Source organism: Acinetobacter tianfuensis, assembly GCF_003611465.1.
In the GTDB taxonomy this organism is placed as follows: domain Bacteria; phylum Pseudomonadota; class Gammaproteobacteria; order Pseudomonadales; family Moraxellaceae; genus Acinetobacter; species Acinetobacter tianfuensis.
In genome coordinates, this window is record NZ_RAXV01000015.1 from 41,109 (window position 1) to 57,305 (window position 16,197).

Here is a 16,197-nt window from a genome sequence, read left to right on the forward strand (position 1 = left end):
GGAGGCGGTTTGTGGCGTCTTTATGGCAGAAATGGCTCAGCAAGCGCTTTCAATATACTGAAGCAAAACAGCTGACACAAAAAGATGTACTGGTATTCATTTATAAACAGGGTTATCTGTTTTTGGTGCTGATTTTTATTACCTTTATTGCTGGGGTGAACTATGCCAATAACTTGATTTTGGGTTTTTGCTTTTTAATCAGCGCCGTACTGTGCATGAGCTTTTACCTGACATTTAAACAGCTGCATGGAATGAGCATTGAAGTTGCTGCTATGGAAATGGGCACGGCTGAACAGCAGGTTTATTTAGATATTTATATACAGCAGCCGCATCAGCAGCCCAGATATTTGTGGATACGTACTGAGGGGCAGCTGCAGAAAGTATTTGTGTATGAGCAGAAAACACATTTTCAAATCGCGTTTATTGCCCCGCACAGAGGGAAATTTCATTATCCAAATTTGCAATTTTATTCGGTTTATCCGTTTGGCTTAGTTCGGGCTTGGAGCTATTTATATTTAAACTTAAGCAGCTGGATTGCTCCAAAGGCAATCTATCCTGAACTGGAAAATAAGCATCATCAGATGAACTTTGAGCCAGATATGGATGAGTTTCGTGAATTGCGTGATTTTAAAGCAGGCGATTCACTGCAGGCCGTATCATGGAAACAGGCTGCCAGAGGGCAAGGCTTATATGTCAAGGTTTTTGAACAATATGCAGATCAGCACCGTATTGATATTGACTATGCACATATGCCAAGCGCGTCACATGAAGAGAAACTGAGCATGATGATGGGGCTGGTGCTGCAATGTGAGCAGCTGCAGTTTTCGTATGCACTGTTATTGCCTCAGGCGGCGCTGCCAAGCGGTCTAGGTGAGGCACAGCTTAATCATGCCAAATTGCTATTAGCGCAGGCTTAATTGATGATGACTTATTCTGTTCGAGTTTCGATGCTTTTGAGTTTGGCGCTGCTGCTGGCGGCGCAAGCCATGTTCTTGCCAATTGCGCTGAGCCTCACGTTTGCTGTGATGTGGCTGTGTTTATTTCTGCGCAGAAAACAAAATATTGGCGCGTTAAAACGCAGTTGGACGTTATTGCTGACATGTATCGCATTAGCCAGTATTTATTTTAGTTACCGCAGTTTTGTTGGGGTAGAGGCAGGTGTTGCTGTACTTAGCACGTTTTTATTTGCCAAAGCTTTAGAAAGTAAAGATCAGCGCGATATGCTGATTTTATTTAATTTTGCATTATTTGTTTCAGCCAGCTCATTTTTATTCAGCCAGTCATTTGCGATGGCAGTCATCATTATATTGTGTTTGGTCAGCTGCTTTATGGGACTGTACCGTTTGCAGACCAGTCAGTTTGAAACCGCCCAAGTGCAGGTTTGGCAGACCATAAAAAAAGATGCGGGCCATGTAGGAAAGCTTTTGCTCTACGGCATTCCATTTTTCGTGCTGCTGTTTATCTTTTTCCCGCGTCTGCCGCCGCTGTGGCATATTCCAATTCCAGACGACACCAGTGTCACGGGTATCAGTGACAGCATGTCACCGGGAGATATCGCGCAATTATCGCAATCCAGCGAGTTAGCTTTTCGAATTATTGGTGATATGAAACAGCTGCCGCCGCGTTCAGAGCTGTACTGGCGGGCAATGGTGTTAGATGAGTATAACGGCAGCCGCTGGACCAGCAGTGAATTTAATCAGCGTATATTTATGCCTGAGCAGCTGAGTCAGCTGCAGCAGCAGGAGAAATGGCAATACCGTTATTTGGCCGCAGATCCGCGTGTACATTGGGTCATGGGACTGGAGCAGTCTATGCCGCAGCAGGGCAGTTATTTATTAGGTATAGACGGCAGGATTACACCGCGCCGTATGACCTTGAAAGTTGAGCCGATTGCATTGAATTGGATCGGCAGTTCTCCGCTGGAATCATTGGATGAGCGCCAGCAAATGCGGCAGGCTAAATTAAATACGAAAGTCAGCGATCAGCTAGACCCGAAAGCGCAGCAATTAGCTGCAACGCTCTGGAGGGAAAGCGGCGGACTCCCTGAACGTTATATTTCCAATGTTTTACAGTGGTATAAACAGCAGAATTTTGCTTATACATTGACCCCTGGCACTTTGGGGCAAAACCGAGTCGATGATTTTATATTTGGCAGCCGTAAAGGTTTTTGTGAGCATTTTGCATCAAGTTTTGTCATGTTAATGCGTTATGCAAATATTCCTGCACGGGTTGTTGTGGGCTATCAAGGCGGTCAGGAAGCGCCAGATGGGAAAAGCTGGGAGGTGCGGCAGCTGGATGCGCATGCGTGGACTGAAGTATGGCTGCATGGAAAATGGCAACGCTATGATCCTACAGCAATTATTGCGCCGCAGCGCATAGACAGCGGGATGCAGAACTATATTGCAGCAGATGCGCGTGAATTTGAAGGCAATTCAAATTTTGACCGCCAGAAATATGCAATTTTGACTAAAATGCGTATTTGGAGCGACTTCGCCAGTTATCAATGGCAAAGTAAAGTTGTGGGGTACAATGCTGAAACGCAGCGCAGCTGGCTGAATAAAATCGGCCTGCATTCATCTTATGCTGCAGTTTTGGTGATTGCACTGGGCTGTGTAAGTTTAGCAATGCTGTATTTTGGCTGGATGTATTGGCGGCAAAAAAGAAAGCTGTCTATATGGGAGCGCAGCATTCAGCATTTTAACCGCCAGTTAAAACCTGAACTGCAGCAAAAACAAGCAGAAACATTTAGTGTTTGGATGCGCCGTTTATCCAGTCAGGTTAATGTTAAGTATCAGGATGATTTTACTTGGCTATCTGAATTATATATACGGCATAGGTATGCTGGGCAGCCTGTTTCAAAGCAAGAAATAAAGCAATTTAAGATTTTGCTTAAATCTTGTTCATATGTGTTGAAAAAGTTATGAAAAAACTTGTTTATGCAAATAAAAATGAATATGATGCTTGGACTTCAGGTGTATAGCTCAGTTGGTTAGAGCGCTACGTTGACATCGTAGAGGTCTCCAGTTCGAGTCTGGATATACCTACCAAGATTCAAAACTATATGTTATAAGGGTTTTAAGCTAAAACAACAGCTTAAAGCCCTTTTTTTATGCCTATAAAAAAGTAATCACTTAACCGCACTTGCTGCGAAATCGTTATTTTATGCTGATTATGCAGTTAAATTTACGTCAAGATTACGTCAAGAATTTTGGAATTTACGTCATGAAATTACCGAAGCCTCGCAAACGCGGTGCAGCGTTTTATATTGAAATTATGATTAATGGTAAGCGCTCGTCTGCAACTCGTGATACTGCCAAGGAGTGTGAGCAGTGGGCGGCGCAAAAGATGCTTGAGGCTAAGGCGAATCAATTAGCAGAGGATCAGGGCGTAAAACAACTCTATCCATTCAAGACACTTTTTCATAAATATTATGATGAGCAAGGCCGCAAGCTGCGAGGCTCAAAATATGTGAAAGAACAATTAGGGCCATTTGAGGAAAAGTTTGGTCCGCTTGCAGATATGTCGATTCATGACATCACCCCGAAGCATTTAACCGCTTGGCGAAATAAGCGTTTAAAAGAAGTTGGTGCAAATACAGTGCTGCGTGAAATTGCGCTGTACTCATCAGTTTTTAGCTATGCAGTCAAAGAGCTATTTCTATTGGATAACAATCCATGGATGGGGATTAAGAAGCCTGCCAAGCCTAAGGCACGTAATCGCCGTATCCGGGATGATGAGATTGATTTAATTATTGAAGGGTTAGGGTATAGGCATGGCCAGGTGCCCACACTTCCCGAACATTATGTTGCCTGGGCATTTTTATTTGCATTGGAAACAGCGATGCGCCGTGGTGAAATCCTTGGCATTAAAATGTCTGAAATTTATGATCGGCATGTGCATTTACCAAAAACCAAAAACGGTGATGCTCGTAATGTGCCATTGACGAAAAAGGCTTTAGCTTTACTGGATCTGATCGATCATGAAGGTGATAAGTTGATTCCACAGTCTGAGAATGCCTTTCGGTTAATGTGGGAGCGTAGAAAGGAGAGGGTAGGGCTGGCAGATATTCATTTCCATGACACACGCCATGAAGCCATTACTCGCTTTGTGAATAACCAGAAATTACCGGTAGAAGTTCTGGCCAAGGTGACAGGCCATAAAAATATTAAAGTCCTGGTGAATACTTACTACAACCCGGATGTTGAAGATATTGCAGATATGATGGATGCGTAATAAAAAATAAGCTCAAGTGTGGAACTTTTATGTTTCACGCTATTGTTTAATTATAGCAAATGCTATAATTTGGCTATGGGCAAGGTTGATCTTGTCTTTTGCTGTACCCGAAATAAGGAATTTAAAATGCATACCGCCACTGATTTTCGACAATGTTAATCCTTAGTTTTTTCCTGCTAAGTTCTGTTGAGTTAAGTATTTTATGTGAGGTGTGATATGGATAATAAAAAATATATAGCGATGGATATTGCTAACTATATTATTTGGTATGTTAACAAAGATCAGGAATCCCCATTAGGAGGATTAACTCCTCTAAAACTTCAAAAAATTTTATACTATGTTGCTGCTAATTATTTAAAAAAGCACGAAGTATTGTTGTTTGATGAGCCATTTCAAAAATGGCAATATGGACCAGTGGTTAAAGAAGTGTATAGAGAGTTCAAATCGGCAAATATTTATCATATAAGTAAACCTAAGTCTCTTATTGAAGAGTCATCAGATGCTCCGTTTGGTATACATAAACGAGATTTTAAAGAGGGGTTATTTTTATCTGATAAAAAATTTGTTGAAATTGCAGACCCTATAATTGAAAAATTAATTTCTAGAAAGGCTTTTGATCTAGTTGAAATGACTCATGAGGAAAATGCCTGGAGTAGATATGAGCCTGAAATTAATTCAGGAACTCAAAACCTAACTTATTCAATGTCTGAGCTAAAACAAGCGAAGGATATTTGAATAAATGAACTTTGAACAAGCTAAGATTATACTAATAGATTTGCACTTGGATTCTGCCTCATTCCATAAGAATGATATCGTTGATAAAGCTGCATATCTATTTAGTTTATTTGAAGCAGACTTTGTTCAAAAAACAAATCGTGAAACATTTTATAATCTACCTTATAAAGAAATATCAGTAAGAATATTTGAAAGTAATATTAATGAAATTCAGTCTAATACCTTAGATAGCTTCGCTAACACGGTTAAAGAGGTATTAGTTGATAAATACAAGAACAGTAGTAATGATTTCGAACATCTTCTTAAATGCTACGAAAAATTCACACATCATATTGAATTAGCATTTATACAAAAGCAATTTATTCAAAAAGCTTCAAAAGATGCTTTAGATATTGCTAAAAAAGCCGAAGATTTAGCAAATGAAGCAGATGCACAAGCCAAATCAACGATTGCAAACTATATTTCTATTCTAGGTATCTTTGCTTCGATCATTTTTACTTTATTTGGTGGTGTAAACTTAATAGGGTCTACAGTAAAACTCTTAGAAGTTAACTCCAGGTGGCCATACTTAACCTTTATCATTGCTCTCCTAATGATTTGTCTGCTGACACTATTAAATATGATGGTGAAGTGGATTAACTCGATGAGTAATTTAAAAAGGGTTTTAGAGAAGCATAATAAAGAAGACAATGTGACTGCTGTAGAATGCTATTGGTATAAGCCTTGGACATGGGACTTTTATACAAAAGCAGTGTCTTTCTTTCTCTTAATTTTACTTATTAGTATGTGTGGTATGTACAGCGTTAATAAGGAAAGCTTATTTACTATTACGAAGGAAACCACCACTAAAAATCTACCAATGGCTGCAGAAAATAATAAACCAGCCGATAAATCAAAGCTTGAAAGCCAAAACAAAGAAGTTACTGTTGTAGAAAAAATTACTGTATCTAATCATGCAAATGATAAAAATGCAGATAAAGATAAAAGTGAATAAAGTTAAAGCCCCAATAGGGGCTTGGTCATTTATATTAATTCTTCCTCGCTCGACCACGTTTTGCCACGGGCCGGGCAATCAAAATCAAGTTTGCCTGCTCTGGATCATAAAGGCACTTACCGCGCGTACCTTTGTTGATCTCTGCACAACGATCACGGACCGCATCAACACTAATTCCAAATTGCTTTGCTAAATCAGCAGCAGACACTAATTTAGGACTCACATCTTTGATAGATACAATTTTAGCTCCGCCTAGATCAGATCCAACAAATAGTTGAGGTGCATCTCCATGTACTGTGATTTGAAATGTACCCATTTAAGACACCTCCCTCAAACTTTTCAAAACTTTGTACGGCAATTCATTTTCAGCAACTTTTTCACAAACCAACTTATAAAGAGCCTGCACTAGAGCCGCGGGAAGCTCAGCAGCAAAGCCAACATCTGAAATAACACGCGGGCCTAACTCCTCGCGGAACTCCTCTAGAAGTTCGATTTCAATAGGGGATAGTTCAATCATTGGTTGGCTCCATTTTCATGAAAGTGATCCAGTGTGTATTAGCTCGTTTCCCACTTATATGCCCGAACACAGGTTTTTGATCAGTTAGTTTTAATATTTCACTCACTTTAATTTGAGTTTCATTCCATTTAAAAATCAATACACCACCATTGGCCAACACACGAAAGCATTCTGAAAAACCTTTGCGAATATCATCGCGCCAATTTTCATGAAGCTTTCCATACTTCAAAGCTAACCAACTTAAAGGGCCTGCTTTCACCAAATGGGGTGGGTCAAACACAACTAAATTGAATTGACCGTCATTAAAAGGCATATTGCGAAAATCCATCTCAATGTCCGGTGCGACTTCTAAGGAGCGCCCATCACACAAAATATGACTTTCAGTTCGAATATCCCCAAAAACAACATTCGGATTAACACGATCAAAATGCATCATGCGAGAGCCGCAACATGGATCTAAAACCTTAGCTGTCATGGCCTTGCTCCTGTGCTTTTGGCGGTTCAGGTAGAGGCATCCAATGTGATGGTTCATCATTCAAGCTATTCGCCCAAAAAGGGCATCCAGTATCCACACACACATCCATGAAGTCTTTTTCGGGTTCTACATCTGGACTATCAGACCAGCAAATTAAAACCATTGTGTCTGAAGGTGGCAATTCATCTTCAACCGAAATCCATTTAGGCATAGTTTGGGCTTTGGCTTTCAACCATGCTGACCAGCCCCAATTAATGCAGTCGACTCTTGAAGAAGCTAAAAAATCGGAATGAAAGTAGTTACCGCCATTGTATAGACTTAGGTTGCTACATTGCTCTTGAGTGATTGCATCTTCAGCCACAAGCATAGCCAAGTAATTGTGCTTTTCTTTCTGAATATCCATCATTGGTCATCCTCCTGAAAATCATCAATATTGAAATGCCACTTATCGATTAGACCATTTTCATTAATGTTCATAATGATGTAATCACCGTAGCCACGTTCAGCAGGGCAAAGTGTTTCAGGCACATAACCATCGGCTTGAGATTGAATGACTATTCCATTTTTATCCAACAATTCCCAACCACAGCCATCGGTTACTTTGTAGTGAATTTTTGCTGTTTTACCAATTTCCCAATTTTCAATAATGCCAGTAGCCACATTAATAATAGGGCACCATAATTCACCTTGTTTACATGGAACATTTGCACCATTTTCAGTGTCTTCTATTCCATTTACTGTGGTGTCTTCCCACCAGCGAATTTGAGCTTTAACTTTGACTTTTTGAATTTCCATCACGCCACCTCAACTTCACGTTTATTGCGGGCAAACAATGCGTATGCATCATCTTCACTGAAATGAATATCTATTAAGAAAAAGCCATTTGGTGCAATTGGATTCCATTTTGAAATGTCGCCTGCATCCATCATCGTTTCCCAATCATCAGTGTTTACATGGCCTTCCATCCAAAAAGTCACAGTATCAATATTGAAGTAACGCTTTAATTCATCCCAATCTTTTTGATCAATCCATTCAGCATCATTACATTTTTCAGCCAAATACTTTGCATATTCAGAATGAGTCCAAGTGCCCATTTCGCTGCGAATAATTTCAGCAGGTTCTAATTGTTTTATTTCCATCACGCCACCTGCACTTGTATTTTTAGGCTTTCAATGAATTTACGACCTTTTCTTAAATATGATTTTAAAAATACGGCGTAGCGCTTTTGGCAAGCTTCATTCATGAATCCTGCGCCGTGAACTGTTAAATTTGGCATTTTAGGCTTTGAATATTGAACAGAATTTTGACCAGGTAAATATTTGCCAATGTATCCGTCGTTCAATATCCAGCATTCAAAAGCGTGTGCAATCGCTAAAGCTATTACAGGTTCATTGAGATCTGGCTCAATAGAAATGTTTTTGTAATTTAGTGCATGGTGCACTAAAGTTTGCGCCGTATCTGAAATCATTTAGAAACTCCAAATTGCGCCTGATATTGAACGGCTTGAGCATGTTGACGATCTACATCATCAGCACAACCGCGAATCATATAAATTGGTGATGAAATGCAACCAATTACCAGTGCTACAGCGATTAAGTTATGAGCAAAATTCTTAGCTTTCCCCAAAGCAGGAGTCTTCATTTCGCCTGCAGTTGGTTGCTGATAGAGAATTTCACTTGTTTGGCTTTTGTTAGCATTAAACTTGGGTAAGTTGCTATGTGATACGCGTTGATTCATAATTAGTTCCGTAAGCTTCCAATTGTTTACGTTGAGCCCTGATCGCCGTCCAAAGTAATCAGGGCTTTTTAATGCCTGTTAATTAGTTAACAGAGCCTTCCAAAATTGTTACGTCTGAATGAACGCCTGATAAATTTGTTTCAGTGCCATCGCCGTTATCAATTACTTTGCCTTCACGGATATATGTAACTGTGTCTTCCATGGACTTTTCGATAGCTTTTTCTAATTGATCAAGATCGTAGTACATGCGCAAGTTGCCATCTTTAATGCGATAGCGGAAACGAGCAGGTAGAGCATAGTGACTGCCTCCACGATGAACCTGAATGCCAAATACGATTTGTTCAGGAATATTCAGTTTGCCTTCACGACCTGCGTTGGCATCAATATTTTCGTTATATGTGATAGAGACTTGACCATTGTCAGTACGAATACCTGATTTAAAGTCCACACTAGTTTTTGCAGATAATGTGCTGACAATTTCATAAAGCTCGGCAGCTGCAGGCTGATTGATGTATGGCATTACATCTTCTAAGAACAATGCAAAGTCAGACTGAGACATTGATTCACCAGACTTGTCACGGATTTTCTTAAACTCCGGTGTCTGCTCAACATTGAAGATAGCTTTATGTAAGCAATGACGTTGCTTAGCATTAGATCCGTATTCTTCAACTGGCGAAGCTTCATGGTAATCAAGAACAGCTTGGATTTTTCCGCCAAGGACATTAACGAAAATGACTGAATTTTTATCAGCGAAACGATTTACGTAACCAATGAAGTCTTTGGCTGTATGCAAGCTTACCGTTTGCTGAAGCTGTAAAGGGCGATCAAGGGTTTCAGGGAAGGTGTGTACTTTACCTTCGCCTGGCACCACAACAAATGGAAGATTCGCATTTGCATATTGTTGTGAAAGCTGACCTGCGCGATAAGCATCTAAATCGTTGTTTTGATTTATTTCATTATTCATAAAGCACCTGTTTATAGTGAGGTTGAGGGGTTAAGGAAAAATTAATTAAGTGGTTTAATTAGTGGTTTTGAATCAGCAGGAATACCTTTCAGATCAATTGGGCCGCTTGACTGAACTTGCTCAAGTTTTAATTTTTGTTGGCGTGGATCTTCACGCACAAGTTGCTGTTCGCCATCTGTAAACAATAGCGTTGCCTCTTTTTCAAACTTAGGAAGCGTCGACTTGATGTCGTCTGTGATTTTGTATGTTCCAGCGCCATTAGGCTTGATCGTCAAGGTCACACTTACTTTGCTGACCTTGCCTGTGTCTTGTGATGCTTGAAGCGCTTCTGTAAGCAATTGGTCAAGTTCTTGAAGCGAATAGCCATGTTGCAAATTACTAAGGGTTTGGCAGAAGGAGGTTTGTTTTGTCATTTTGGTTCACTCACATTGGGTTGGTGTGTGAGCAAAGATTAACTAAGGTTAATAATTTAGTCAATAATAAAATTAACCAAAGTTAAAATTAATTAAACCAGATTACTTAACTGTGGTTTAATAGGCAAAAGAAAACCCCGCGCATGCGAGGTTATTTAGGCTCTACTTTGTTATTACAGGTCATCCTTCGATGTGACCTTGATTCAATAGTAATAAAGGTATGTTACAGAAATGAGAAATCCACCGCAGGGGTGGAAGTAGGTACACAATGAACAAATTTCTAACGTTAATGCTAGTTATTCAATCTGGCATATTTCTATTGATTTACAGGTTTGTTGATTGGGGCACTAGCCTCTCTATTTTCACTCTTTGGATATGTGGAATATTGTTCGGAATCAGTGTGGGTGAAATACTTCAAAATCATAAAAACAAAAGTGACAAATGCCAATACTGCCAAGAAAGTTGATCTTCTTTCTGGATTGGTAAAAAGCGAAACAACCCAGTGAAGCAATGATGATGTCCAGTGTTTTTTATTATTCCAACCAATAAAAATTACAGGATCACTGGGTTTATTTTCATGAAAAATATCTTCCCCATTCCACCACTTTTTTATTTTTTCAATCATTTGCAACCCAATTAGATTTTTCTATATAAACCAACAACTTTGCCTACCAATCGGCAGTCTTCGCTAAGTTTTATAATTTGCTCTGGCCAATTGGGGTTTAATGGCTGTAAATACTTGTTATCACCTTCAATAATTAACTTTTTAAAGGTTGCTTCTGTTTCACCAAAGCAAGCAATAATGACTAAATCGCCAGTTTGCAAATCAAAAGTTTGCACTTCGGGATTTACATAAATGCGGTCATCTGGAAGAAAGTAAGGTGACATTGACATTCCAGTTACTTTTAAGCCGTAACCACTTTTTCCACAGTCTTTATTTGGTGGAAGCCATTCATCAATCTCAGTGTCTCTTAAAACAGTCTCAATTGATGAAAGTGAGCCTGCCGCTACCCATGAGATAACAGGAATAGGGCGGCCTTCTAAGGGGATTTTTTCAGATAGATCGATGTTGTTATCTAATTTTGATGGCGAGCCTTTGCCTGTTAAAAGCCAATCATCAGTCACACCTAAAAAATCAGCAATTAATTTTAACTTAGCAGCTTTTGGCTCACTTTCTCCATGAACCCACTTTCCTGCCGCAACAGGTGACACAGATGCAGCACGTGCTAAAGCTGCAGGTGTTACACCTTTTTGTTCCATTTTTTGTTTTAAGCGTTCGTGGAAAGACATAAAAAAACCCATCAAAAGTATTAACCAATGTTAATACATACAGTTGTAACTGTGGTTTGCGTGTGGTAACTTTGGTTAATTAACCGTAGTTAAGAGAAAATCATGAGACCGTCTGACCTAATGCGGTACTTCAAATGCAAAACCAAGCGCGAACTGTCGTTAAAAACTGGTTATTCAGAAGTCACTTTATGGAAGTGGGAAAAAAAGGGAATCCCGCCGCGTACTCAAGCAGTTTTTGAATTAACCACAAAAGGGAAATTGAAGGCTGATTTAGAAACCTTAACTCCATAAACATATTTTCACGTTTTCCAACAAATAGGTAAACGTGAATAAATTCAAGGATTCACATATGAGCGAACTAACGCTAAGTCGTGAAGCAAAGAATGCTTTACACACAATGATTCATAACACACCAGGCATCGAGCCTAAAGACATTGCTCAGGTGCTTGGTGTTTCTCATAAAACTGTTCTGAACTATGCAAATCCAAATATGGACCAGCATTTGCCAACAGTGAAAGCCATCGAATCAATGATGACATTCACTCGCAATCCAGCATTGGTAAAAGCGTGGGCGCATAAATTGGGATTGATGTGTGTACCAGCAAACCAAGCTGAAGAAAAAGAACATCAGGTGAGTGTTTTAGAGCGTCTTCTTCAAATCAATATCAATAACGGTCATGTGAATCAGCATATTGCAGATGTTATGGCGGATGGTGTTGTAACGCCGTCGGAATTGGCAGACACAGTTCAAATCTTGGAAGAGATGGAAGCAAACCTGCGCGGTTTACGTGTGGCTTTAGAAAAAGAGGCTGGGAAATATTTGTCAGCTTTAAAAAGAGAAAAAGCCTGAGAGTTGAGATCAGGCTTTTTCAGTATTCAATTCAGAGGGTAAATCTTTATGAATATGCCAATTATACCACATACGATTGCCGGTTCAATCAATCACATTGAAATTGCTCAGATTGTTCATACAGAACCGCGCAATGTGAAGCTTTCTATTGAGCGTTTAGCCAATAAGAATGTAATTCAACTACCGCCAATGGCGAAAGTTGAAAACAAACAATCACTTAGTCCTAACCGTTTCTCTGATGCTTACGTTTTTAGCGGTGAACAAGGGAAATTAGACAGCATTACCGTAGTTGCACAGCTTTGCCCTCAATTCACGGCGCTCCTGGTGAAGCGTTGGTATGAGTTGGAAAGCCAAACCGCAAAGCCTGTCGAACTCAGTCGAATGGAGCTAATCCAATTGGCCTTGGCTGCTGAACAAGAAAACCAAGCGCTTAAGGACCATGTCGCCGTGTTAGAGCCTAAGGCGCAGGTGATGGATGTGATTGCAGACACGGTAAACACTTATTCAATCCGTGATTCAGCAAAAACCATCGGTATTCAAGAATCAAAGCTCATTGACTTCATGTTGAAGAAGCACTGGGTATACCGAGAAAACAGCCGTCACCGACGGTTATGTGCATACGCGCAACGAGTAGAGCAAAAGGTAATGGTAAACAAGGTTTCACAGGTGATTGCATGTGTAGAGGGTGACAAGGTGTACACCCAAGCACGCATTACAGCCTATGGATTAACAAGATTGACGGCGCTCGTTGCTGCTGCGGGGTTATTAAACAAATGAGTCAATTCACTCCTAACAGTTTTCAGGTGCCTAACGCCTTTGTAGACGACGTTCTTTGTCAAATTGGGGATGTTGCTGCGAAGCTGTATTTGATCATCTGTCGTAAGACACGTGGCTGGTACAAAGAGCATGATTCGATCTCTCTAAGTCAGTTCCAAAAGATGACAGGTAAGAGCCGTCCTACAGTCACAAAAGCAATTGCTGAACTCATTCAAGTGGGCTTGGTAATTGAGTGTGGTTCTACCATTCATGGCAATACTTTTAAGCTGAATGACGAATGTGTTGTTAGTTGGAAAATGTCTTTCCCTAGTAAAAATTCTTTACTACCTGAAGGCACTAGTAAAAAATCTTTACTAGTAAAGAAATTTAACTACGCTAGTAAAGAATCTTTACCACCACTAGTAAAAATTCTTTACACACAAAAGACACTATCAAAAGACACTCTACAAAATAAAAAAATAAATAAAAAAAGTAAGAGTGTTCCTGAACAACCTAAGGCTGAAAAACCAAAAGCGGAAAAGCAAAATCAATTTGATCCAAAATCGGTTGAGTTACCAGCGAATGTAAATCGTGATTTGTGGATTCAGTTCGTGGACATGCGCAACAGCATCAAAAAACCTCTGACTGAAAACGCCGTGAAGTTGCTGATCAACAAATTAATTGGTTTCGGTGTAGGTGCAAATCAATCCTTGGAATCTTCGATCATCGGTAGCTACCAAAGCGTATACCCACCGAAGAATACACCCGCACCAGTTCAACAACCTTTGGAGCGCCGTCGTTTTGGCAGCCAAGCAAATCAACCAGCGCCAATGCGTGATGTTCAAGGAGAGTGCGCATGAGCAATATCCAATTATTTGAGCAAGCATTTGCGATTGATTTCCCAGTTGAAGTAGCGGACATGGTTCTTCAGCGCATGAGTGATCTTTACGGGTCAGCATTCACGAAAAACTTTGAAGTTTATGCGGATGAAGAACTTCGCCAATTGGCATGCACAGTCCTAAATGGCCTAACCCCGGCAGATATCGCACGCGGCTTAACTCGTATGAACTCTGAGGAATGGTGCCCGAAGAATTTACCGACATTCCGTAGCTGGTGTGAACAAGGCGGTGATTGGTGGACTGCTGATATGGCTTGGGCAAAAGCAATGCAGTTTGAATCAGATCCACAAACGAAGATCACCACACTGACTAAGCGGGTACTTGATGAAGTTCGCCATGTACTGACAGCAGAAGGGCAAAAATCGGCTCATTTCGCTTTCAAAGATATTTATGTGGATTATCTACGCCGCGCTAAGGCAAAGGGTATGACGCAAGAAATGTGGGTGAAGCCTAAGGCTCCAAAACAGCTTGATAACCATGAGCGAAACCGTATTGGTGTTCCTTGCCCTCCAGAGCTGGTGGCAAAAATAGGGAAGACATTTAATCGTGTGGGAGGTGGGGCGTGAGTGTAATTTCTGAATACAAAGATTCAAGCGGTCTTACAACTTATCCAACGCCGTTTACTGATCATGCGTTTGCTGGATTAAGTGAGCAAGAAAATATCGACTTCAAAATCTGGCTTGGTCTGATTGGTGAAAATGAAATTGAAATCGCGACTGATCAAAAGCTTGAGATTTATTTTGTTGAGGCATTCAAAACGCAGAAAGCGGATCGCTGCAAGCAATTCAATCCAGCTCAAAAGGCACCTCATATTAGCTTTTGGTTTCTACAGGCTGAGGCGGGTCGAGTATGTGCGGGCTTGAGACATGGATGTGAGTTCTGGCAGCTGGTTAATTGGGTGCCTACTCAGGAGGAATTCAACAAGGCATTCCCAGCAACTGAATCACTGGAGCTTGAATATGCGCCACCAATAGAGCCGGTGATCAAGTCAGAGCCAAAGAAGCCAGTTAAAGCAAAACCAGCGCGTGATGAGTGGGCTTTGGATTTATTTGGAGGTGTAGCATGAACGAACGCCCACCCAATTATGCCAAGGCCGCCGTATTGAACCGAGGAATAGATACCTTGCTGGCAATCAAGCATACGCCAGTTGCCACAACAACCGAGATTCAGCAACAGGTTATGCCTGATTTATCACGACGCGCAGTACAGCGTTATTTAAAAACTTTAGCAGATATTGGGTTGATTTATGCCGTCGGTACGGATGGGCAGGAATACCGGTATTACTTGAGTGGTAAAGCAAAACAGCTGTTTGGGGTGAAGGGATGAATTTAACAATCGAACAAATGCGGGAAATTGTGGATGGAGCGCCTGAGTGGGCGAAGGCATACAACACAAAAATGCGGATGTATACGAATGGTTTTATTCGCTGCTCAAGTGATGCTTTTCTTAAGGATCTGAAATCCAAAATTGATCACCACTATTACGGACGCAGCGAGGCGGAAGAATTAGCTGCTTACGTGGAGTTAAGCCAAGAAAAAATCGAAGGGGGTGCAATGCTGGTTGGAGATTTTAGTGAAGCGAAAAAGAAAATCCAATCCGCATTTGAAGACGACCGCACCGACTTTGTGACAGACATTCGGAATCATATAGCGCCGACGACGGTTGTTTTGGATGTGCATGTAAACGAAGCATTAAGACTAAATAGATTGGGGTGATTGAGGGATGAATAATAAAGACTTTTTAATCTGCCTACTGCTTAGCGTATTTGTACTTTTCGCAGTCAAGTTCTTCTGGAAATGGGCGAATGGTGGCTTCAACAATATCGCTGTTTGGGAGTGGATGAGCCGTGGCTTTAGTTTTGGATTGGGAATGTGTGCGGCATTCCTTGTGGCCCTGCTGGTTTTTAAGTTGGTAGCGGGTAACTAATGACCAGCATCTCACTCGCTGAATATCACGCTCAATACGCGCCCAAGACTAAACCCAAGTCTGGGCGCTCTAAATTCAACGCACAGCGCATAGAAAAGGATGGGATGAAGTTCGATAGCGTCAAAGAGTACAAGCGCTATATCGAGCTTACAGCGTTAGCGCAAAGAGGTGAAATTTCAGAGTTACGTTGCCAGGTCAAATTTGTCTTGGCACCCAAAGTGAAATTGGAAGGCGAGAAAAGAGCAAAACCTGAATTGAGGTATTACGCGGATTTTACATACCTGAGCAATGGTCGCTTGATTGTTGAGGATGTGAAGTCGGCAGTAACGCGGAAGTTGCAGAGCTATCGCAATAAAAAGCATTTGATGAAAACAGTACACGATATCGATATTAGAGAAGTTTGAGGGA

The 16,197-nt window shown here is 40.8% G+C and carries 27 protein-coding genes and 1 tRNA gene; 16 read left to right on the top strand and 12 right to left on the bottom strand.

The window, feature by feature from the left end; all coding sequences use genetic code 11:
- Nucleotides 1-11: 11 nt before the first annotated feature.
- The 6 genes from D7V32_RS08290 (at nucleotide 12) to D7V32_RS08315 (ending at nucleotide 5,962) form a co-directional block, all read left to right on the top strand.
- Nucleotides 12-917, top strand: a complete 906-nt coding sequence (locus D7V32_RS08290) for a DUF58 domain-containing protein (RefSeq protein WP_120402420.1) — start codon at nucleotides 12-14, stop codon at nucleotides 915-917.
- A gap of 3 nt (nucleotides 918-920) precedes the next feature.
- Nucleotides 921-2,924, top strand: coding sequence for a transglutaminase family protein (locus tag D7V32_RS08295; protein ID WP_120402421.1), 2,004 nt, complete (start codon nucleotides 921-923; stop codon nucleotides 2,922-2,924).
- Nucleotides 2,925-2,970: 46 nt separating this feature from the next.
- Nucleotides 2,971-3,047 (top strand) — tRNA-Val (locus D7V32_RS08300).
- Nucleotides 3,048-3,222: 175 nt separating this feature from the next.
- Complete coding sequence (locus D7V32_RS08305; protein ID WP_120402469.1) at nucleotides 3,223-4,233, top strand: tyrosine-type recombinase/integrase; 1,011 nt, start codon at nucleotides 3,223-3,225, stop codon at nucleotides 4,231-4,233.
- A gap of 216 nt (nucleotides 4,234-4,449) precedes the next feature.
- The gene (locus D7V32_RS08310; protein ID WP_120402422.1) at nucleotides 4,450-4,968 is read left to right on the top strand and encodes a Panacea domain-containing protein; all 519 of its coding nucleotides are present in this window, start codon (nucleotides 4,450-4,452) and stop codon (nucleotides 4,966-4,968) included.
- 4 nt (nucleotides 4,969-4,972) lie between these two features.
- Nucleotides 4,973-5,962 (top strand): hypothetical protein, encoded by a 990-nt coding sequence (locus D7V32_RS08315; RefSeq protein ID WP_120402423.1) that lies wholly within the window; start codon nucleotides 4,973-4,975, stop codon nucleotides 5,960-5,962.
- 34 nt (nucleotides 5,963-5,996) lie between these two features.
- On the opposite strand, the gene D7V32_RS08320 is transcribed toward D7V32_RS08315, so the two are convergent.
- The 12 genes from D7V32_RS08320 to D7V32_RS08375 form a co-directional block, all read right to left on the bottom strand.
- A complete protein-coding gene (locus D7V32_RS08320; RefSeq protein ID WP_120402424.1) occupies nucleotides 5,997-6,278 on the bottom strand; it encodes a hypothetical protein in 282 nt (93 codons plus the stop codon).
- A complete protein-coding gene (locus D7V32_RS08325; protein ID WP_120402425.1) occupies nucleotides 6,279-6,479 on the bottom strand; it encodes a hypothetical protein in 201 nt (66 codons plus the stop codon). It lies immediately after the preceding gene.
- Nucleotides 6,472-6,954: a class I SAM-dependent methyltransferase gene (locus D7V32_RS08330; RefSeq protein WP_120402426.1), complete on the bottom strand. Its 483-nt coding sequence runs from the start codon at nucleotides 6,952-6,954 to the stop codon at nucleotides 6,472-6,474. The genes D7V32_RS08325 and D7V32_RS08330 overlap by 8 nt, the downstream gene beginning before the upstream one ends.
- On the bottom strand, nucleotides 6,944-7,360 hold the full coding sequence (locus D7V32_RS08335; protein WP_120402427.1) for a DUF551 domain-containing protein: 417 nt from the start codon (nucleotides 7,358-7,360) through the stop codon (nucleotides 6,944-6,946). The genes D7V32_RS08330 and D7V32_RS08335 overlap by 11 nt, the downstream gene beginning before the upstream one ends.
- Nucleotides 7,357-7,749: a hypothetical protein gene (locus D7V32_RS08340; protein ID WP_228200187.1), complete on the bottom strand. Its 393-nt coding sequence runs from the start codon at nucleotides 7,747-7,749 to the stop codon at nucleotides 7,357-7,359. The genes D7V32_RS08335 and D7V32_RS08340 overlap by 4 nt, the downstream gene beginning before the upstream one ends.
- Nucleotides 7,749-8,093 (bottom strand): hypothetical protein, encoded by a 345-nt coding sequence (locus D7V32_RS08345; protein WP_120402429.1) that lies wholly within the window; start codon nucleotides 8,091-8,093, stop codon nucleotides 7,749-7,751. Before D7V32_RS08345 ends, D7V32_RS08340 begins: the two co-directional genes overlap by 1 nt.
- Nucleotides 8,093-8,422 (bottom strand): hypothetical protein, encoded by a 330-nt coding sequence (locus D7V32_RS08350; protein ID WP_120402430.1) that lies wholly within the window; start codon nucleotides 8,420-8,422, stop codon nucleotides 8,093-8,095. Before D7V32_RS08350 ends, D7V32_RS08345 begins: the two co-directional genes overlap by 1 nt.
- Complete coding sequence (locus D7V32_RS08355; RefSeq protein ID WP_120402431.1) at nucleotides 8,419-8,691, bottom strand: hypothetical protein; 273 nt, start codon at nucleotides 8,689-8,691, stop codon at nucleotides 8,419-8,421. The genes D7V32_RS08350 and D7V32_RS08355 overlap by 4 nt, the downstream gene beginning before the upstream one ends.
- Nucleotides 8,692-8,773: 82 nt before the next feature.
- On the bottom strand, nucleotides 8,774-9,655 hold the full coding sequence (locus D7V32_RS08360; protein WP_120402432.1) for a DUF2303 family protein: 882 nt from the start codon (nucleotides 9,653-9,655) through the stop codon (nucleotides 8,774-8,776).
- 41 nt (nucleotides 9,656-9,696) lie between these two features.
- Nucleotides 9,697-10,068, bottom strand: coding sequence for a hypothetical protein (locus D7V32_RS08365; protein WP_120402433.1), 372 nt, complete (start codon nucleotides 10,066-10,068; stop codon nucleotides 9,697-9,699).
- A gap of 316 nt (nucleotides 10,069-10,384) precedes the next feature.
- The gene (locus D7V32_RS08370) at nucleotides 10,385-10,693 is read right to left on the bottom strand and encodes a hypothetical protein (RefSeq protein WP_120402434.1); all 309 of its coding nucleotides are present in this window, start codon (nucleotides 10,691-10,693) and stop codon (nucleotides 10,385-10,387) included.
- A gap of 11 nt (nucleotides 10,694-10,704) precedes the next feature.
- Complete coding sequence (locus D7V32_RS08375; RefSeq protein ID WP_228200188.1) at nucleotides 10,705-11,358, bottom strand: LexA family protein; 654 nt, start codon at nucleotides 11,356-11,358, stop codon at nucleotides 10,705-10,707.
- 102 nt (nucleotides 11,359-11,460) lie between these two features.
- On the opposite strand from D7V32_RS08375, the gene D7V32_RS08380 reads away from it, so the two are divergent.
- The 10 genes from D7V32_RS08380 to D7V32_RS08425 are packed head-to-tail and all read left to right on the top strand — an operon-like array spanning nucleotide 11,461 to nucleotide 16,193.
- A complete protein-coding gene (locus D7V32_RS08380; RefSeq protein WP_110975155.1) occupies nucleotides 11,461-11,649 on the top strand; it encodes a hypothetical protein in 189 nt (62 codons plus the stop codon).
- Nucleotides 11,650-11,707: 58 nt separating this feature from the next.
- Nucleotides 11,708-12,208, top strand: coding sequence for a phage regulatory CII family protein (locus D7V32_RS08385; protein WP_120402435.1), 501 nt, complete (start codon nucleotides 11,708-11,710; stop codon nucleotides 12,206-12,208).
- Nucleotides 12,209-12,256: 48 nt separating this feature from the next.
- Nucleotides 12,257-12,985, top strand: a complete 729-nt coding sequence (locus D7V32_RS08390; RefSeq protein WP_120402436.1) for a phage antirepressor KilAC domain-containing protein — start codon at nucleotides 12,257-12,259, stop codon at nucleotides 12,983-12,985.
- Nucleotides 12,982-13,824, top strand: a complete 843-nt coding sequence (locus tag D7V32_RS08395) for a replication protein (RefSeq protein ID WP_120402437.1) — start codon at nucleotides 12,982-12,984, stop codon at nucleotides 13,822-13,824. The genes D7V32_RS08390 and D7V32_RS08395 overlap by 4 nt, the downstream gene beginning before the upstream one ends.
- Nucleotides 13,821-14,429 (top strand): restriction endonuclease, encoded by a 609-nt coding sequence (locus D7V32_RS08400; protein ID WP_120402438.1) that lies wholly within the window; start codon nucleotides 13,821-13,823, stop codon nucleotides 14,427-14,429. The genes D7V32_RS08395 and D7V32_RS08400 overlap by 4 nt, the downstream gene beginning before the upstream one ends.
- Nucleotides 14,426-14,929: a hypothetical protein gene (locus D7V32_RS08405; protein WP_120402439.1), complete on the top strand. Its 504-nt coding sequence runs from the start codon at nucleotides 14,426-14,428 to the stop codon at nucleotides 14,927-14,929. Before D7V32_RS08400 ends, D7V32_RS08405 begins: the two co-directional genes overlap by 4 nt.
- The gene (locus D7V32_RS08410) at nucleotides 14,926-15,189 is read left to right on the top strand and encodes a helix-turn-helix domain-containing protein (RefSeq protein ID WP_120402440.1); all 264 of its coding nucleotides are present in this window, start codon (nucleotides 14,926-14,928) and stop codon (nucleotides 15,187-15,189) included. Before D7V32_RS08405 ends, D7V32_RS08410 begins: the two co-directional genes overlap by 4 nt.
- A complete protein-coding gene (locus D7V32_RS08415) occupies nucleotides 15,186-15,578 on the top strand; it encodes a hypothetical protein (RefSeq protein ID WP_120402441.1) in 393 nt (130 codons plus the stop codon). The genes D7V32_RS08410 and D7V32_RS08415 overlap by 4 nt, the downstream gene beginning before the upstream one ends.
- Nucleotides 15,579-15,585: 7 nt before the next feature.
- Nucleotides 15,586-15,789, top strand: coding sequence for a hypothetical protein (locus D7V32_RS08420; protein ID WP_120402442.1), 204 nt, complete (start codon nucleotides 15,586-15,588; stop codon nucleotides 15,787-15,789).
- A complete protein-coding gene (locus D7V32_RS08425) occupies nucleotides 15,789-16,193 on the top strand; it encodes a DUF1064 domain-containing protein (RefSeq protein WP_120402443.1) in 405 nt (134 codons plus the stop codon). The genes D7V32_RS08420 and D7V32_RS08425 overlap by 1 nt, the downstream gene beginning before the upstream one ends.
- Nucleotides 16,194-16,197 lie beyond the last annotated feature (4 nt).

Excerpts from the sequence above, each read along its gene's own strand:
- D7V32_RS08340 (WP_228200187.1), bottom strand. The coding sequence starts at position 7,749 with ATGGAAATTCAAAAAGTCAAAGTTAAAGCTCAAATTCGCTGGTGGGAA.
- D7V32_RS08305 (WP_120402469.1), top strand. The coding sequence starts at position 3,223 with ATGAAATTACCGAAGCCTCGCAAACGCGGTGCAGCGTTTTATATTGAA.
- D7V32_RS08355 (WP_120402431.1), bottom strand. The coding sequence starts at position 8,691 with ATGAATCAACGCGTATCACATAGCAACTTACCCAAGTTTAATGCTAAC.
- D7V32_RS08350 (WP_120402430.1), bottom strand. The coding sequence starts at position 8,422 with ATGATTTCAGATACGGCGCAAACTTTAGTGCACCATGCACTAAATTAC.
- D7V32_RS08395 (WP_120402437.1), top strand. The coding sequence starts at position 12,982 with ATGAGTCAATTCACTCCTAACAGTTTTCAGGTGCCTAACGCCTTTGTA.
- D7V32_RS08325 (WP_120402425.1), bottom strand. The coding sequence starts at position 6,479 with ATGATTGAACTATCCCCTATTGAAATCGAACTTCTAGAGGAGTTCCGC.
- D7V32_RS08410 (WP_120402440.1), top strand. The coding sequence starts at position 14,926 with ATGAACGAACGCCCACCCAATTATGCCAAGGCCGCCGTATTGAACCGA.
- D7V32_RS08345 (WP_120402429.1), bottom strand. The coding sequence starts at position 8,093 with ATGGAAATAAAACAATTAGAACCTGCTGAAATTATTCGCAGCGAAATG.
- D7V32_RS08370 (WP_120402434.1), bottom strand. The coding sequence starts at position 10,693 with ATGATTGAAAAAATAAAAAAGTGGTGGAATGGGGAAGATATTTTTCAT.
- D7V32_RS08425 (WP_120402443.1), top strand. The coding sequence starts at position 15,789 with ATGACCAGCATCTCACTCGCTGAATATCACGCTCAATACGCGCCCAAG.
- D7V32_RS08415 (WP_120402441.1), top strand. The coding sequence starts at position 15,186 with ATGAATTTAACAATCGAACAAATGCGGGAAATTGTGGATGGAGCGCCT.
- D7V32_RS08390 (WP_120402436.1), top strand. The coding sequence starts at position 12,257 with ATGAATATGCCAATTATACCACATACGATTGCCGGTTCAATCAATCAC.
- D7V32_RS08385 (WP_120402435.1), top strand. The coding sequence starts at position 11,708 with ATGAGCGAACTAACGCTAAGTCGTGAAGCAAAGAATGCTTTACACACA.
- D7V32_RS08335 (WP_120402427.1), bottom strand. The coding sequence starts at position 7,360 with ATGATGGATATTCAGAAAGAAAAGCACAATTACTTGGCTATGCTTGTG.
- D7V32_RS08360 (WP_120402432.1), bottom strand. The coding sequence starts at position 9,655 with ATGAATAATGAAATAAATCAAAACAACGATTTAGATGCTTATCGCGCA.
- D7V32_RS08320 (WP_120402424.1), bottom strand. The coding sequence starts at position 6,278 with ATGGGTACATTTCAAATCACAGTACATGGAGATGCACCTCAACTATTT.
- D7V32_RS08375 (WP_228200188.1), bottom strand. The coding sequence starts at position 11,358 with ATGTCTTTCCACGAACGCTTAAAACAAAAAATGGAACAAAAAGGTGTA.
- D7V32_RS08380 (WP_110975155.1), top strand. The coding sequence starts at position 11,461 with ATGAGACCGTCTGACCTAATGCGGTACTTCAAATGCAAAACCAAGCGC.
- D7V32_RS08310 (WP_120402422.1), top strand. The coding sequence starts at position 4,450 with ATGGATAATAAAAAATATATAGCGATGGATATTGCTAACTATATTATT.
- D7V32_RS08365 (WP_120402433.1), bottom strand. The coding sequence starts at position 10,068 with ATGACAAAACAAACCTCCTTCTGCCAAACCCTTAGTAATTTGCAACAT.
- D7V32_RS08400 (WP_120402438.1), top strand. The coding sequence starts at position 13,821 with ATGAGCAATATCCAATTATTTGAGCAAGCATTTGCGATTGATTTCCCA.
- D7V32_RS08330 (WP_120402426.1), bottom strand. The coding sequence starts at position 6,954 with ATGACAGCTAAGGTTTTAGATCCATGTTGCGGCTCTCGCATGATGCAT.
- D7V32_RS08315 (WP_120402423.1), top strand. The coding sequence starts at position 4,973 with ATGAACTTTGAACAAGCTAAGATTATACTAATAGATTTGCACTTGGAT.
- D7V32_RS08295 (WP_120402421.1), top strand. The coding sequence starts at position 921 with ATGATGACTTATTCTGTTCGAGTTTCGATGCTTTTGAGTTTGGCGCTG.
- D7V32_RS08420 (WP_120402442.1), top strand. The coding sequence starts at position 15,586 with ATGAATAATAAAGACTTTTTAATCTGCCTACTGCTTAGCGTATTTGTA.